Origin of the sequence: Paenibacillus sp. FSL H8-0280 (genome assembly GCF_045040665.1) — a bacterium.
Lineage (GTDB): Bacteria > Bacillota > Bacilli > Paenibacillales > Paenibacillaceae > Paenibacillus > Paenibacillus xylanexedens_A.
Map to the genome: position 1 here is coordinate 2088615 of NZ_CP150296.1, position 15769 is coordinate 2104383.

Consider the following 15769-nt stretch of genomic DNA (forward strand, 5'->3'; position numbering starts at 1 on the left):
ATGGAGAAGCAACAGGAAAGAAGCAATGGGGCTTTATTGTCCCGTTGCTTTTTTTCCATCTTATTGACACTTTACAACGATGTAACACGTATGAATGATAGAACGAAGGAGGCCGATCACGTGCGAGAACAGAGCAATGGTAACTGGTATGCGGCACGTCTTCGTGTACGCTATCAAGAAAGTGACCAGATGGGCGTGGTCTACCATGCGAACTATTTGAATTGGTTTGAAATCGGTCGAACTGAGATGATTCGCCAAATGGGGTATACATATCGTAAAATGGAGGAACAGGGGTTACTGCTTCCCGTAACCGGACTGGATGTGAAGTATCACAAGCCTGCCCGATATGATGATGAGATTATCATTTTCACCCGTATTGCTGCATTTAGTGGTCTGCGACTGAATTATGAGTATGACGTAAGACGCATGTCTGAAGAACCTGATGAGCATATGGCGATTGGAGAACGGGTATGGTCAACTGATGAATCACTCCCCGGTGAACGGCTAGTTACAGGTTCTACCCAGCATGTATGGGTGAATGGGGACTGGAAGCCAGTTCGGCTGGATAAGGCAGCCTCTGAGTTATACAGCGCGCTTGAAAAGGTGTGGCTTTCGGGAAAGGGGTAATACGTCAATGCGAAAATGGATGTGGGCTTTACTCTTAATCATTCCGGTGATTGAATTATTTGGTTTTATTCTGATGAGTGACTGGATCGGAGCCGGAAAGACATTGCTTCTCATGATTCTCACGTCCTTGATTGGTATAGCAATGTTGCAGTTTGAAGGGCGAAAAGTACTTGTGGACGCCAAATCCGAGATGGAGCGTGGCAAGGTACCAGGAAGAAAAATGGTCGATGGTCTTTTTATTTTTGTCGGTGGTTTCTTGCTTTTGATTCCAGGTTTTGTGACGGATCTGATCGGCTTTACACTGGTATTTCCATTAACACGTCCAGTGTACCGTCTGTTCTTCCTGGGATGGCTGGAGAAAAAAATGAAAAGTGGCAAAATTACGTTTTATCGTCGTCCGAAATGAAACACCAGTTGTCATGCATAATGGAAAAGGCTCCGCTCAGCAGATGATTTCTGTTGATCGAAGCCTTTTTCTATTTTCCTGGGCGCTCATAAGATGATGCCTCATCGGACACGGCCGTTGATGATATACGTTCTGAGGTCTCGTAATACGTTAGCCCGATTGAACGCATCGAGAATCACGAGACTGACAGGGCCAATAATCAAGCCCAGAACACCGAACAACTTCAAACCCACAAACATGCCAACCAGCGTGGCGAGTGGGTCGAGCCCTACACTGCTTGCAAGTACCTTCGGTTCAATAATCTGACGGGCGATCAATAAGATCAGATAGATAATACTAATCCCAATGCCCAGATACAGATCCCCATTCATAAAGAGGTACGCTGCCCAAGGCACCATGATAAGGCCAACACCCAGATAAGGAAGCAGATCGACCAAACCAATCATCAGAGCGATGGTGAAGGCTGAATTGACTTGCAATATAAGCAGTCCAATCATGACGAATAGTGCTGTAATCGAGATCATGATCAATTGTGCTCTTGCGTATCCGAACAGTGCCTTCTTAAGGTCAGTCCAGATGTCGGATATCGGCTTGCGAATGGAAGAGGGTACCCATCCCGATACGGTGATGTTGTGCCTGGTCCAGCTTTTGCTAATGAAGAATGTAGACAACAGAACAACGATTAATACCGCGCCCATGTTCGGAAGGGAAGTCAGCAGACTCAGAATCATGTTGAAAAATCCGGTGACCAGATCTGTGACGGCCGTACCCACCGTTTCAGTTGTTTTACTAATATTGCTGTTGATAGTTTCCTGGTAGTTGGGATTTTCCTTGTAAAATTCATTGATCTGCGCAGTCAAACTTTGAATGGTGTCATTCTGGGTCCAGCGCACAAAAGTGTCCTTGATCTCATCAACATGAAGATCAAAACTTGTCGTAAGTGAAATGACTTCTTTTACCATGCGGGTAATCGCTGCAGACAGCACCACCGCAATGGCTCCAAAATAAAGGATTAATGAAAGAGTCACAGCCAGCCAGCGCGGGAATCGTGCTCTATGCTGAAGCAGTTTCACTAATGGATTCATGGCATAGGCGATAATCCACGCAATCGCAAAAGGGTACAAAAGCGGGAACAGCAAGTATATGGCAACGGCGATCAGAACAGCCGAAATGATAACCCATAAGCCACGGAGCAGGCGTTTCATTATTATTCTATCCAAGCATCAACTCTCCTTAGTTCAATTAAGCCGACCTATGTATGATCCATGAAGCAGTATTAAAAATAGATGGCTATCTTAATTAATATAGAGCATTTACAAGGTTTTGAAACGCCCGGATGTTATCAGATCTTGTTCAAAAGCGGATTTTTGAACAAGATGTATGGGGATTCTTTCTTTTGCCTAGAGTATGCCTTAGTATTACAGAATATAGCAATAGAAAGTTCTTCATACGACAGGATTGGTTAAAAAACATTAAATGTCAACCTTGTTTTTGTAAAGGCTTTCAAAAATGCTTTATCGGACCGATAAAGAAGTTTGATGTGCGAATGAACTCTCATCATGTTCACATAAACGACAAAATCCAGTATGATGTTATAAGTAAATACCGATTGACAGATAGGAAAACCTTAGTTTGAAATATTTGTTAATTTTAAAATGAAAATGTTTACAAAAAGAGAATAGGTGCATTTTGGCACTTATATGACACTCTGGAATGGTTCCTGATTTCGCTTATTAAAGGAGAGATGTAATATGACAGCTACCAAAGGTCTGGAAGGCATCGTTGCGACAACCTCTTCGATCAGTTCTATTGTAGACGGTGTGCTCACATACCGTGGTTACGATATCGACGATTTGGCTGAACATGCCAGCTTTGAAGAAGTTGCCTATTTGTTGTGGTTTGGTAAATTGCCAACAACGGATGAACTGAAATCCCTTCGTAAAAGCCTGAGCGATTACGCGCCGATTCCGAGCGAGTTGATTGCACAAATCCAATTGTATCCGAAAAACGTCAGTACCATGGCAGCACTTCGTTCCGCTGTCTCTGCACTTGCACTGTACGACGAGCAAGCAGATGAGATGACAACGGAAGCGAATGAGAACAAAGCGGTTAAGTTGCAAGCACAGTTGCCAACGATTGTGGCAGCCATCGCCCGTATCCGTCAGGGCAAAGAACCTGTGGCTCCAAAAGAAGGCGCTTCCATCGCAGAGAACTTTTTATATATGATGACTGGTGAAGAACCATCCGAGACCGCAGTGAAAGCATTGGATCAAGCCCTTGTCCTGCATGCGGATCATGAGTTAAACGCGTCGACATTTGCAGCCCGTGTAACGGTTGCTACGCTGTCGGATATCTATTCCGGTGTAACTTCCGCCATTGGCGCACTGAAGGGACCACTGCATGGCGGTGCTAATGAAGCCGTTATGAAAATGTTGAATGAGATTGGTACGCCTGATCGTCTTGAAGCGGCAATTCAGGAAAAACTGAATAATCGTGAAAAGATCATGGGCTTTGGACATCGTGTGTACAAAAACGGTGATCCACGCGCCAAACATCTACAGAAGATGTCCAAGGAACTTGGCGAGATGAACAATGATACGCGTTTGTATGATATGTCTGTGAAGATCGAGGAACTGGTAACAGGACAAAAAGGACTGAAGCCTAACGTAGACTTCTATTCTGCTTCTGTATACACCCAACTGGAGATCGAACAGGAATTGTTCACTCCGATCTTTGCCATCAGCCGGGTGTCTGGATGGACAGCACATATTTTGGAACAGCTTGCGGACAATCGCATCATTCGTCCACGTGCGGAGTACACTGGCCCTACAGAACAGAAATACGTTTCTATTGAACTTCGCTAATAGCCACAAAAACAGTATAATAATATGGACGAGGTGAAGGGTTGGAAAGCAGAGGCTTTACTGGCTTAAGCTCTCAGGACCCTTCTCTCAACAAGACTAGTGGTATGATGAATACTGCATATACGAAACTTAGGAGGAATTTTAACTATGAAATTAGAAAAATTTGCTCACCCAACTGAAGGCGAAAAAATCCAAATTGATAACGGTACACTTCAAGTACCTAGTAATCCAATCATTCCATTTATCGAAGGTGACGGTACAGGCCGTGATATCTGGAAAGCTTCCAAACGTGTATTGGATGCAGCTGTTGAAAAAGCTTATGATGGCAACAAAAAAATCGCATGGTATGAAGTGTTTGCTGGACAAAAAGCATTCGATACATACGGTGAGTGGTTGCCGAATGATACACTGGAAGCCATTCGTGAGTATATCGTAGCGATCAAAGGACCATTGACTACGCCAATCGGTGGCGGTATTCGTTCCCTGAACGTAGCCCTGCGTCAAGAGCTTGACCTGTACACATGCTTGCGTCCTGTTCGTTATTTCGACGGTGTACCTTCTCCGGTTAAACGTCCTGAGTTGGTAGACATGGTCATTTTCCGTGAGAATACGGAAGATATCTATGCAGGAATCGAGTATGCTGAAGGTTCTGAAGAAGTGAAAAAAGTGATCCAGTTCCTTCAACAGGAGATGGGTGCTAACAAAATCCGTTTCCCTGAGACTTCCGGTATTGGTATCAAACCAGTTTCTTCCGAAGGTTCGAAACGTCTGGTACGTGCAGCAGTGCAGTATGCAATTGACCATAACCGTAAGACGGTTACACTGGTACACAAAGGTAATATCATGAAATTCACAGAAGGTGCCTTCAAAAACTGGGGATATGAAGTGGCTGAAGAAGAGTTCGCTGACAAAGTATTCACATGGGCACAATACGACATCATCAAAGAAAACGAAGGTACAGATGCAGCGAATGCAGCACAAAAAGCTGCTGAAGATGCTGGTAAAATCATCGTAAAAGATGCGATTGCCGATATCGCTCTGCAACAAGTATTGACTCGTCCAGGCGAATTTGATGTTATCGCAACATTGAACCTGAACGGTGACTATCTGTCCGATGCACTTGCAGCGCAAGTTGGCGGAATTGGTATCGCTCCTGGAGCGAACATCAACTACGTAACAGGACATGCTATCTTCGAAGCAACTCACGGTACTGCACCTAAATACGCGGACAAAGATGTCGTGAACCCTGGTTCCGTTATTCTGTCCGGAGTAATGTTGCTTGAGCACTTGGGATGGCAAGAAGCAGCTAACCTGATCTACAAAGGTATGGAAACATCCATTAACAATAAAACAGTAACGTATGACTTTGCACGTCTGATGGACGGCGCTACTGAAGTGAAATGTTCTGAATTCGCGGATCAAATCATTAAAAACCTGTAAGGGGAGATGTGAATCTTGACTATTCAGCGCAAAAAAATCACAGTAGTCGGCGCCGGTTTTACCGGTGCTACGACCGCATTAATGCTTGCCCAAAAAGAACTCGGGGATGTTGTGCTGGTTGATATTCCTCAACTGGAGAACCCGACGAAGGGGAAAGCACTCGATATGATGGAAGCAAGTCCTGTTCAAGGATTTGACAGTCATATCGTCGGTACTTCCAACTACGAAGATACTGCAGGTTCTGAGATTGTAGTCATCACCGCTGGTATCGCCCGTAAACCGGGTATGAGCCGCGACGATCTGGTCAATACGAATGCGGGTATCGTGAAGTCCGTTTGTGAAAATGTGAAAAAATATTGCCCTGATTCCATCGTCATTATTCTAAGCAACCCGGTGGATGCGATGACTTATGCAGCTTATCAGACCCTTGGTTTTCCTAAAAACCGTGTTATCGGTCAGTCAGGTGTTCTGGATACAGCACGTTATTGTACCTTCATTGCGCAAGAGTTGAACGTATCTGTTGAAGATGTTCGTGGATTCGTTCTTGGCGGCCATGGAGACGACATGGTGCCACTCGTTCGTTATTCGAGTGTAGGTGGTATTCCGATCGATACGTTGATTCCGGCAGACCGCATTGAGTCCATTGTTCAACGCACACGTGTTGGCGGAGGCGAGATTGTGAATTTGCTGGGTAACGGCAGTGCCTATTATGCACCAGCAGCTTCGCTTGTTCAGATGACCGAAGCCATTTTGAAGGACAAGAAACGTATCATTCCAGTGATCGCTTATCTTGAAGGTGAATATGGCTATAATGATCTGTTCCTCGGTGTACCAACCATTTTGGGTGGTAATGGCATTGAGAAAATATTCGAACTTGACCTGACAGCGGAAGAAAAAGCAGGATTGGACAAATCGGCTGATTCGGTTCGCAACGTCATTTCTGTAGTAAACCTGTAAGTTTGAAAACTTTTTGAACAGAAGCTAAAAGAAAACCTCCGGTAAAACCGGAGGTTTTCTTTTCTTTGGATAAGTTCCCCAGTATAATGAGATGTGATGTATAGCACACCGAAAATGTTGAGGAGGATGAAAATTTTGACAATGATTATGTATCTGCTCCATATTGTTGGAGCACTGGCGATGGGATTCTATTTGATTCTGCCATTCGTGGTCGGTAAAATCCGTACCTTGAATGCTGCAGCACAAGAGGGAGCCTTTGCATCGCTTCGTTCTTTGAACAAAGTTGCGCAGTATGGACTTGTAATCCAACTTCTTACTGGTGGTTACCTGATGACCAAAGGTGAGTATTCTCATGTCTGGATGGCTGTCGTTGTTGTTCTGCTCTTGGCTATTGCGGCTATTGGAGGAATTATGGGTAAACCGCTGCGACTCGCTGCAGAAGGTGTGAAAAACAAACGTGATGTGGGTCCTGAGCAAAGCAAGATCCGTATGTTCAGTACACTTCTGGCTGTATTCTTGCTAATCATGGTGTACCTGATGGTGAATAATCAGGTGATCTAAGTGCGTCGCGGACGGTTAATCCACCTTACGAAGATGTTTGTTAGTTGTTGGTTAAGCGTTTGCAGACGTAATTAGGACAAGCCGGAAGATATGTAAGATGGTGTTTCGTTGAAACAAACAAAAAATAGACAGCCTCATTGGCTGTCTATTTTTTGTTATTACCAAGATGAAATCAGTAGTCCTTGGTTTATTTGATCTGGAACTATTAGGAGCCTACCTTACATAACATCTTGCATATTCCATCAGACACGGTCTACATTGGCTAGGTTGTACTCACAGTATACGCACGCACTGCATTTCGACCATTACGTTTGGATTCGTACAAGGCAGTATCAGCGTCGCGTAACAAGGACTCCAGCGAATCTGACCCTCCATTGTACTGGGCAATACCAAAGCTTGAGGTCAGCGTAATAGGTACTCCCTTAACATCCAGGGGGTCATTCAACAAGGCAGCTCTCAGTTGCTCTGCTAGTTCTTCGGCTTCTTGAAGCGAGGTATTCGGAAGAGCGATGACAAACTCTTCGCCTCCATATCGGGCAAACAACAACTCAGGGCTTAAATATCGATTACAAACAGAGACCACATGAATGATGGCCTGATCGCCAACATCATGCCCGTAGGTATCGTTGATGCGTTTAAAGTGATCAATATCAAATAAAATAAATGATACAGGTTGCGTTTTAAGCTGAGCTTCACTCAAAATCTCCCGTCCTCTATGCAAAAATTGAGTGCGATTATAGATTTTGGTCAGACCATCGAAATAAGCCAGTTGTTTCAGCTGTTCTTGCAAGAAGCGTTGTTCCGTTATATCGATTAACATAATTAGACTGCCCACAGTCTGTGCATCCTTGTTATACACGTAAGATGTCCTGACCTGATAACAGACGGTCTCTCCATTTAACTGCCAGTACAGATCGGTTTGCAATCCTTCTCTTCCGTATTCAACGGGAAACGTCTTTCCAGCAAGTTTAAGCCAGATATCATCCAAGGATTGGCCAATCATGGTTGTATTAAGCTCTGGCAACATGTCACGCAGAGATCTGTTGTAATCGACCAGTCGATTGAAACTATCCAGTACAATAACACCTTCACGCATGCTCTCGAAAATACTGTCTTTGGCGATGGGTACGATGGTCAGTAGACGTGAGGATAGAATCGCCCAGATATACATGGCAGATGTGATACACATGAGTACGGGTACGGGGTCCATCCCGCCGGGGGTCAAACCAAGCAAATACAGAAAAGCTGCGACCATAGGAATAATCTGTGAAGTAATGAGAGTAAGTAGTTGACGACGATACATCTTCTTGGTATGTCTCCATTGTCCAATCAGGATGAGGCAGGCACATAACAGACAGGAGAAGGTGAATGCACCGTGTACAACATACCATTGACCCACTGCGATATCCATCAGAGGAACGGGACTACCTTCTCTCAGCCATACTTTTTTATAAAATAGATGATGAAAGTCATTGGTTGCAACCATACCTAGGGTAATGGAAGGGATTACAAACAGCGCTGCAGTTACCTTTTTGGATAACGTTTTTCCTGTGTACTTTATCATCAACATGAGGCCAAGAGATGCGGAGAAGGGCATGCCTATATACTCCACGGTGGTCCAAAACTTCATCTGTTCCAGCGTGTTGCTGGCCAGCTCAATCGCATAACCAAAAGTGTATATGGAGAGTGCAGCTGTGTAGAGAATGAATATCTTGGAACTGGGGATCTCGGATCTTCTGAAATAGGTATATAAACACAAAAAGACATTCAGCACGGCTGAAGTAGCTACGAGTGTTATATATGTATTAATATGCGATTCCATTGTCAGGTCTCCATGTTAGGTTAGAATGATTAAACCAATAAAAATGAGAGTTAAAGCACATCAGTATACTGTACATTGTACATCAGCCCAAGCAGCATAGGAATACACTTTGTATCATGAAACAGTCTAATTTCGAATAAATTTCGAATTTTTGCAAAACAGGCATTGAAGCAAATCGGTTGTTTGACATCCAAAGAGAGTGGTAAATAACGATTAGAGACGGCACACTGAGGCTTAAGTTGCTGTTCATCGCAGAAGAATAATCTGAACTGTTCATGCCATCCTACAGAATGAGACTTTTTCAGAGAACGAAAGACAAGGAAGGTTACAGTTAGAGTCCATGTCTTCTGTAATCCAAACATGTTCACATTTTGAGAGGAGAATGTTAGATGTCAACCAACACACAACAAAATCAAAAAACAATGCCAGCACAGCATCAGGATCAACGCCCCGGTATTGAATCGGAGATGCATCCCAGACCGGAATTTGAGAAGCCTGAATACAAGGCAGCAGGTAAACTGATGGGTAAGGTGGCCCTTATTACAGGGGGTGACAGCGGAATTGGACGTGCTGTTGCTGTTACGTATGCCAAGGAAGGCGCGGATGTCGCCATTGTATACCTGAGCGAGCACGAAGATGCCAAGGAAACGAAGCGTCAGGTCGAACAAGAAGGACGCAAGTGCATCTTGATTGCAGGTGATATTGGTGATGATGCCTTTGCGAAGAAATCGGTTCAGCAGACAATAGATGAACTGGGCAAACTGGACATTGTCGTGAATAACGCAGCAGAACAGCATCCACAGCAGAATCTGGAGGATATTACGCCAGAACAGTTGGAGCGTACATTCCGTACCAATATCTTCGGCATGTTCTATGTGACGCAGGCAGCTCTGCCACATCTGAAGAAGGGCAGTACGATTATTAATACAACCTCCATCACAGCCTATCGCGGAAGCCCAACCCTGCTTGACTATTCATCTACCAAAGGAGCAATCACTTCGTTCACTCGTTCGTTATCGATGAATGTGATTGAGAAGGGAATTCGTGTCAATGCCGTTGCACCAGGGCCGATCTGGACACCACTCATTCCATCCACATTTGATGAGAAAAAAGTAAGTGAGTTCGGCGCAACGCAGCCAATGAAGCGGCCAGGACAACCGGATGAACTGGCTCCAGCCTATGTATATCTAGCTTCAGATGATTCTTCGTATGTGAGCGGACAGGTGATGCATGTGAATGGCGGCGAAGTGGTGAACGGATAATACGTTAAGGACGTTTAGATTCAGGATAAGATTGATTATATAGAGAGGCGTATCGCTTTCAGCATGGCTGAGCGGTGCGTCTTTTTTTATATCAGGTGAATATGTATGTCAAAGATACGGTTAGCACCTGTTTACAAAAGTCGGCATCTCTGTTGATACAACTATGATATTTTATTATTATCCTTGTCTGACTGCATTTGATAGCGTATTACAAAGTACTCACTGAAAAGATTGGGAGTCCCCTAATCTGTGATATGATAGATCGAGCAATTATACTCGGAGGGACAAGTCATATGAAAATGAGCAAACAGAATGCAGCACATTATATATGGGGTGCACAGTGCGACGGTTGGCATCTCGTTCAAAATGAAACACTGAGCATTATTCATGAACGAATGCCCGCAGGAACGGCTGAAATACGACATGTTCATTCGGTAAGCCGTCAGTTTTTTTTCATCCTCAGCGGTGAAGCCTGTATGGAACTTAATGGAGACACGTTTGTGCTGGAACCCCATGAAGGGATTGAGATTCCTCCGGGAGAGCCTCATCAGATGATGAACCGGAGCGACGAAGAAGTGGAGTTTCTCGTAATTTCCAATCCGGGTACCCGTGGGGACCGAATTGAACTGGATTCAATGTAGAGCAATTCATTAGATATTAATCTGATCATAAAGGAAGAGATAGATGAGACCGTTCCGAATTCGCCTTGCCATCATTATGATGGTGCTGATCGGCGTATCCGTCATTGTGGCTGGATATACGATGGGCAGAGTGTTTAAGACTACGCATATAACCGCATTGGAGCAAACCATGGTGCGCGAGATTAATTTGCTCAAAGCAACTTTTCCATTCCATGATGCAAGTGATCCTACCTCGGAAGCCACACGAAAGTATTATTCAGATCGGGCGCTGGAACTGGATCGTCTGACGGATTCCCGGGTAACCTTCATCAATAAAGACGGCATGGTCATTGGAGATTCCGAGAGTGATCCGGCATCGATGGATAATCACTTGAACCGTGAGGAGATTAAGGGTGCCGTCGGAGATGGATACGGACAATCCATACGTTACAGTGAGACATTGGGACAGGACATGCTGTATGTAGCACTACCTGTGAATTCGGATCAAAGTGACATGATTGAAATACCTAGCGGCAAATTTGATGGGTACATCCGCCTTTCCATGAGTCTGCATGCGGTTGATCAGGGTCTTCAGCGTGGTTGGATGATTATGTTTGCTGCACTTGGGCTATTGTTCTTAATTGTCGCGTTTGTCAGTTATCGGGTTGCACGCGGATTAACCTCCCCCATTGAGCATATTACGAAAGTTGCTCATCGGATCACCAAGCTGGAATACGATGCCAGAGTTGATGTAACGCGTAGAGATGAGATCGGACAACTGGGGCTTGCGATCAACGGAATGGCAGACAGCTTGCAGTCCCAACTGAAGACGATCCGTGACAATGAAGCGTTGTTACAGAGTGTCCTCGCGAACATGACCGGAGGTATTGTCATGATCGACGCAGGGCAATCCATTGCACTGGTCAATCGGGAAGCGGAGCGTATGCTTGGTATTCAGGCAGGAAAGGTTACGGGTAAGCCTTATACTGAATTGAAAAGACACTACGAATTAACACGTACCATTGAAGAGAGTGTTGCACTGAAAGAACGGATGCATGAAGAAGTAAGTGTGTTCAACCCGGAGGAAAAATTGATTCGTATTGATGGGGTACCCATGTCCGAAGATGATGGCGGGTATCGAGGCATGTTGTTCCTTTTACAGGACGTGACGGCGATCCGTAGACTGGAGTCGATGCGTAGTGAGTTTGTCGCGAATGTTTCTCACGAGCTCAAGACACCAGTCGCTGCGGTCAAAGGGTTTGCCGAAACGTTGCTCAGCGGCGGTGTACAGGATAAGGAGACAGAGCGATCATTCCTGAAAATCATCTATGATGAAGGAGATCGACTTAACCGATTAATTGGGGATATTCTGGAGTTATCCAAAATTGAATCGAAACGCGCGCCGCTGCAATGCTCCCCTGTTCATGTACACTCTTTCTTCGAAATGGTGCTGGGCACCTTGTCCAAGGTGGCGGAGAAAAAGCAGATTCGTCTGGAAATGCATGTTCCGGAGGAGCTGTACATTGAAGCGGATGAGGACAAGATGAAGCAGATTTTCATCAATCTGTTATCCAACGGCATCAACTATACCCCCGATGGTGGACGAGTGAAGTTACAGGTGACGATGGATAACGATGATGAAGTTGTCTTTGCGGTGTCGGATACAGGAATTGGCATACCGAAAAAAGATTTGCCGCGAATCTTCGAGCGGTTCTATCGTGTTGATAAAGGCAGATCCCGTAATTCAGGGGGCACAGGCCTTGGACTTTCCATCGTTAAACATCTGGTGGAACTGCATCATGGCAAATTGTCTGTAGAGAGTGAACTGGGCATGGGGACAACGTTCCGTGTTATCCTTCCATTCATTCAGGAAGAAGAGATGTAGGCGTCTGGTTAGGGCGTGTCTCAAAATTCGCTGAAGTGCATCTTTTACCGCCTTTTCGCCCCCTGCTGCGTCACTTTCCCTTGACGTGCCCCGGCACGCCTGCGGAAAACTTCCTGGCTTGGAACGAAAATTCGGAAAAATCTGCTTCCTTCAGAATTTTCAGACACGCCCTATCAAAATGTAAAAAGTGTGTATTGTTTTACACCGCGTTAACAAATTAGTGCTATGATAGAAAAAGTGTTGTGGCAACAGACAACCTATGAAGAGAGAAGGGGTATCATGGCACAGCGTTTACTAGTTATTGAAGATGAACCTACATTATCAAGATTACTCACGTATAACCTGACACAGGAAGGTTACGACGTTACGGCAGAGGATCACGGATCTGCAGGATATGATCGGGCCTTGTCCCAGGAATTTGATCTCATTTTGCTGGATCTGATGCTTCCGGGCATGAATGGTCTGGACATTCTGAACAAGTTAAGAATACAGGGTGTCAGTACACCGGTTATCATTCTGACGGCCAAGAACGGTGAAGCCGAGGTTGTACAGGGACTGAAATCAGGTGCCGATGATTATATTACCAAACCGTTTGGTGTATCTGAGTTATTAGCCCGAGTGGATGCGGTATTAAGACGTTATTCCAATGGTGAAGATTTACCACAGCTTGAGGACAAGGATGGCTCACGAATTATTCTGGGAGAGCTGGAGATTTATCCTTTGAAATATGAAGTGACACTGGGTGGGCAATCCATCAGCCTTCGTCCGAAAGAGTTCGAAGTACTTCTATATTTGGCTAAAAAGCCGGGTGTGGTACTGACGCGGGATGATCTGATGAACGCTGTGTGGGGCTTCGATTATATCGGAGGTCAACGAACGGTGGACGTACACGTCAGCTCATTACGTAAAAAGCTGGAGTTGGACCCGGAATCGGTTCACATTGATTCCATTCGTGGTGTAGGTTATAAATTGGTTGTCAAAAGAAAAACTCCCCATCATTCAAGTTAACAATGATCGGGGAGTTTTATTTTACGTTCATTTAACATAAAGGAAGATTTTTCTTTACGTAGAGGGAGTAGCATGGACTTATCTGAGTGATACTTTGTACCTACATAACCCACCTCAAGACGGAGGTATTACGTAAAGGAGATTGCGCATTTATGCCCATGTTGCTCGAAGTGAAACCTGACCAGCCTCATGTTGTTTTACATAATGAAGAAATAGCGACACCCGAACAGCAGCATCATGAAGTAACGGTTGTTGCTGAAGAACCTGTAATCCATTTACATGACTATTACCGTCAAGTACCTGTCGCCGGAGTCCATACCACCTGTGGAGAAGCTGCCACGATGATGAATCAGGATCAGGAACACCCATGTATTGTACTGTGTGATGAGCAGATGAAACCTACCGGATTGTTAATGCGAGAGACGTTATATCGGATGTTAAATGGCCGTTTTGCCGCAGATCTATTCTACCGTAAGCCGGTCATACAAGTAGTGAATAAGTCTCCCGTTGTTGCAGATATTCATATGGAAGCCTCAACGATTATTGATATCGCACTTGGACGGGATGAACAACATTTCTACGACTGTCTGCTGGTTACGGACCAAGGCAGACTGCTTGGTGTGCTGACGATGCGTGACGTAATGTCGCTATCTCGCAGATTACAACAGGCTGTTACGGAAGAGCGCATACGTACTGTAACCGAGAGCAGACAGGAGATATCCAGAATCAACAATGCGGTCACCAAGCTGGTGAATGCAGCCAATCAGACTGTACATGAGGCCCGTGAGATCATGGCATTGTCCAAGCAGGGTGAAGAGAGTTTGAAACACGTTGATGCTTCCTATAACCGGGTACATCAGCATATGGAGAGTCAAGGACAACATGCGGATCACATGCTGAATTCGATCAAAACAGGCTCAGGCATGGCACATTCCATTCGCTCCCTGGCAGATCAAAGTGGTCTCCTCGCCCTGAATGCTTCCATCGAAGCAGCTCATGCCGGTGAATATGGACGAGGTTTTCAGATTGTTGCAGGTGAGATTCGAGCGCTCGCAAAACAGACCCGTGAGGTTGCGGGGAACATGTCTTCATTGCTAGAGAATATTGGTGGATTGACCCTTCAGACTGTTGAACTGGTTAAGGCAAGCGGAGCGGAGATTGACGACAGTTCGGTACATGTCACCGCAGGGGGAGCAACGTTCCGACAACTGAACAGTGCAGTGAGAGATTTGTCTCGTATAGCAGAAGAGATCGCCATGGAAGGCGGGAAAGCTGGAGAAGTCGCAGAGCACATTCGTACGAAGCTGGATGAGATGGTTTCGAATAGTGAGTAATATAAAGTAGTCAATAAGGCAGGCATCAGCAATCAGATTGATCCATCAAGCAGATCATGAAGGTTAAGGATGTCTTTTTTACATTCCGTTAACATGAAAGTGATACTGTTTTTACAATGAAAGGGTAGGATATTAAAGATGGCCGAGCAGCGATGAAAGATTATCAGTATCGGTCTCAACGTAAAGGGAGTTTTAGTGTCCCTGCAGCGAAGGAGAAGTGAACATCCATGAAGGACCTCATTCACATTGAAAATCTTAATTTATATTATGATACGCATCACGCGCTTAAAAATATATCGATGGATCTGCCGGAAAAAACCGTTACTGCGTTCATCGGGCCGTCAGGTTGTGGTAAATCGACATTGCTTCGCACGTTAAACCGGATGAATGACATGATTCCGGGTGTTCGTGTGGAAGGACAGGTTATGCTGAATGGCTCTGACATTTACAGTAATGAGATTGAAGTGGAGACACTGCGCAAACGAGTGGGCATGGTGTTTCAACAACCGAATCCTTTTCCAAAATCCATATACGATAACGTGGCTTATGGACCGCGCTTGCACGGGGTAACCCAAAAGGCTGAACTGGATCAGTTGGTAGAACAAAGTCTTGTCCATGCTGCCCTATGGGATGAAGTGAAGGATGTATTGAAAAAGTCGGCACTTAGTTTGTCGGGCGGACAACAACAGCGTCTCTGTATTGCACGGGCGCTGGCTGTACAGCCTGACGTTCTGCTGATGGATGAAGCAACATCTGCACTCGACCCAATCTCCACATTGAAGATTGAGGAACTGGTGAAGGAATTGCATCACAAGTACACGATCGTTATGGTTACCCACAATATGCACCAGGCGGCACGGGTATCTGGACGCACGGTATTTTTCCTGAATGGTGAAGTGGTGGAGGCAGCTGATACGGAGACGTTATTCTCCACACCGCAAGATTCCCGGACCGAGGATTATATATCTGGAAGGTTCGGTTAA

Annotated in this window: 14 protein-coding genes; 12 read left to right on the top strand and 2 right to left on the bottom strand. The window is 45.1% G+C overall.

Annotated elements, in window-relative coordinates:
• Positions 1-90: 90 nt before the first annotated feature.
• A complete protein-coding gene (locus tag MHI12_RS09475; protein WP_405172225.1) occupies positions 91-627 on the top strand; it encodes an acyl-CoA thioesterase in 537 nt (178 codons plus the stop codon).
• Between the two features lie 7 nt (positions 628-634).
• On the top strand, positions 635-1033 hold the full coding sequence (locus MHI12_RS09480) for an FxsA family protein (protein WP_036609835.1): 399 nt from the start codon (positions 635-637) through the stop codon (positions 1031-1033).
• 101 nt (positions 1034-1134) lie between these two features.
• On the opposite strand, the gene ytvI is transcribed toward MHI12_RS09480, so the two are convergent.
• Complete coding sequence (ytvI, locus tag MHI12_RS09485; protein ID WP_405172226.1) at positions 1135-2253, bottom strand: sporulation integral membrane protein YtvI; 1119 nt, start codon at positions 2251-2253, stop codon at positions 1135-1137.
• A gap of 531 nt (positions 2254-2784) precedes the next feature.
• Here ytvI and citZ point away from each other — a divergent pair.
• The 4 genes from citZ to MHI12_RS09505 all read left to right on the top strand — a co-directional run bounded on the left by citZ (position 2785) and on the right by MHI12_RS09505 (position 6855).
• Positions 2785-3897 carry a citrate synthase gene (gene citZ / locus MHI12_RS09490; RefSeq protein WP_017689488.1) on the top strand — a complete coding sequence of 371 codons (1113 nt, stop codon included), beginning with the start codon at positions 2785-2787 and terminating at the stop codon, positions 3895-3897.
• A 147-nt stretch (positions 3898-4044) separates the two neighbouring features.
• Positions 4045-5337 carry an NADP-dependent isocitrate dehydrogenase gene (gene icd / locus MHI12_RS09495; protein WP_036609828.1) on the top strand — a complete coding sequence of 431 codons (1293 nt, stop codon included), beginning with the start codon at positions 4045-4047 and terminating at the stop codon, positions 5335-5337.
• Between the two features lie 15 nt (positions 5338-5352).
• Entirely contained in the window at positions 5353-6294 is a 942-nt protein-coding gene (gene mdh / locus MHI12_RS09500) for a malate dehydrogenase (RefSeq protein WP_405172227.1), read from the top strand.
• 135 nt (positions 6295-6429) lie between these two features.
• Complete coding sequence (locus MHI12_RS09505; protein WP_017689485.1) at positions 6430-6855, top strand: hypothetical protein; 426 nt, start codon at positions 6430-6432, stop codon at positions 6853-6855.
• A 262-nt stretch (positions 6856-7117) separates the two neighbouring features.
• On the opposite strand, the gene MHI12_RS09510 is transcribed toward MHI12_RS09505, so the two are convergent.
• Positions 7118-8677 (bottom strand): histidine kinase N-terminal 7TM domain-containing protein, encoded by a 1560-nt coding sequence (locus MHI12_RS09510; RefSeq protein WP_405172228.1) that lies wholly within the window; start codon positions 8675-8677, stop codon positions 7118-7120.
• Positions 8678-9066: 389 nt separating this feature from the next.
• Here MHI12_RS09510 and MHI12_RS09515 point away from each other — a divergent pair, with 389 nt between their 5' ends.
• The 6 genes from MHI12_RS09515 (at position 9067) to pstB (ending at position 15769) form a co-directional block, all read left to right on the top strand.
• The gene (locus MHI12_RS09515; RefSeq protein WP_405172229.1) at positions 9067-9939 is read left to right on the top strand and encodes an SDR family oxidoreductase; all 873 of its coding nucleotides are present in this window, start codon (positions 9067-9069) and stop codon (positions 9937-9939) included.
• Positions 9940-10232: 293 nt separating this feature from the next.
• On the top strand, positions 10233-10580 hold the full coding sequence (locus MHI12_RS09520; RefSeq protein WP_405172230.1) for a cupin domain-containing protein: 348 nt from the start codon (positions 10233-10235) through the stop codon (positions 10578-10580).
• Between the two features lie 43 nt (positions 10581-10623).
• The gene (gene pnpS / locus MHI12_RS09525) at positions 10624-12444 is read left to right on the top strand and encodes a two-component system histidine kinase PnpS (RefSeq protein WP_405172231.1); all 1821 of its coding nucleotides are present in this window, start codon (positions 10624-10626) and stop codon (positions 12442-12444) included.
• Positions 12445-12723: 279 nt separating this feature from the next.
• The gene (locus MHI12_RS09530; RefSeq protein ID WP_091032528.1) at positions 12724-13452 is read left to right on the top strand and encodes a response regulator transcription factor; all 729 of its coding nucleotides are present in this window, start codon (positions 12724-12726) and stop codon (positions 13450-13452) included.
• Between the two features lie 152 nt (positions 13453-13604).
• On the top strand, positions 13605-14786 hold the full coding sequence (locus MHI12_RS09535; RefSeq protein WP_405172232.1) for a methyl-accepting chemotaxis protein: 1182 nt from the start codon (positions 13605-13607) through the stop codon (positions 14784-14786).
• A 227-nt stretch (positions 14787-15013) separates the two neighbouring features.
• The gene (gene pstB, locus MHI12_RS09540) at positions 15014-15769 is read left to right on the top strand and encodes a phosphate ABC transporter ATP-binding protein PstB (protein ID WP_036609821.1); all 756 of its coding nucleotides are present in this window, start codon (positions 15014-15016) and stop codon (positions 15767-15769) included.

What these genes read in the sequence shown, in the direction of transcription:
- MHI12_RS09475 (WP_405172225.1), top strand. Translation starts at nt 91, where the DNA reads ATGAATGATAGAACGAAGGAGGCCGATCACGTGCGAGAACAGAGCAAT.
- MHI12_RS09480 (WP_036609835.1), top strand. Translation starts at nt 635, where the DNA reads ATGCGAAAATGGATGTGGGCTTTACTCTTAATCATTCCGGTGATTGAA.
- citZ (WP_017689488.1), top strand. Translation starts at nt 2,785, where the DNA reads ATGACAGCTACCAAAGGTCTGGAAGGCATCGTTGCGACAACCTCTTCG.
- icd (WP_036609828.1), top strand. Translation starts at nt 4,045, where the DNA reads ATGAAATTAGAAAAATTTGCTCACCCAACTGAAGGCGAAAAAATCCAA.
- MHI12_RS09510 (WP_405172228.1), bottom strand. Translation starts at nt 8,677, where the DNA reads ATGGAATCGCATATTAATACATATATAACACTCGTAGCTACTTCAGCC.
- MHI12_RS09515 (WP_405172229.1), top strand. Translation starts at nt 9,067, where the DNA reads ATGTCAACCAACACACAACAAAATCAAAAAACAATGCCAGCACAGCAT.
- MHI12_RS09520 (WP_405172230.1), top strand. Translation starts at nt 10,233, where the DNA reads ATGAAAATGAGCAAACAGAATGCAGCACATTATATATGGGGTGCACAG.
- pnpS (WP_405172231.1), top strand. Translation starts at nt 10,624, where the DNA reads ATGAGACCGTTCCGAATTCGCCTTGCCATCATTATGATGGTGCTGATC.
- MHI12_RS09530 (WP_091032528.1), top strand. Translation starts at nt 12,724, where the DNA reads ATGGCACAGCGTTTACTAGTTATTGAAGATGAACCTACATTATCAAGA.
- MHI12_RS09535 (WP_405172232.1), top strand. Translation starts at nt 13,605, where the DNA reads ATGCCCATGTTGCTCGAAGTGAAACCTGACCAGCCTCATGTTGTTTTA.
- pstB (WP_036609821.1), top strand. Translation starts at nt 15,014, where the DNA reads ATGAAGGACCTCATTCACATTGAAAATCTTAATTTATATTATGATACG.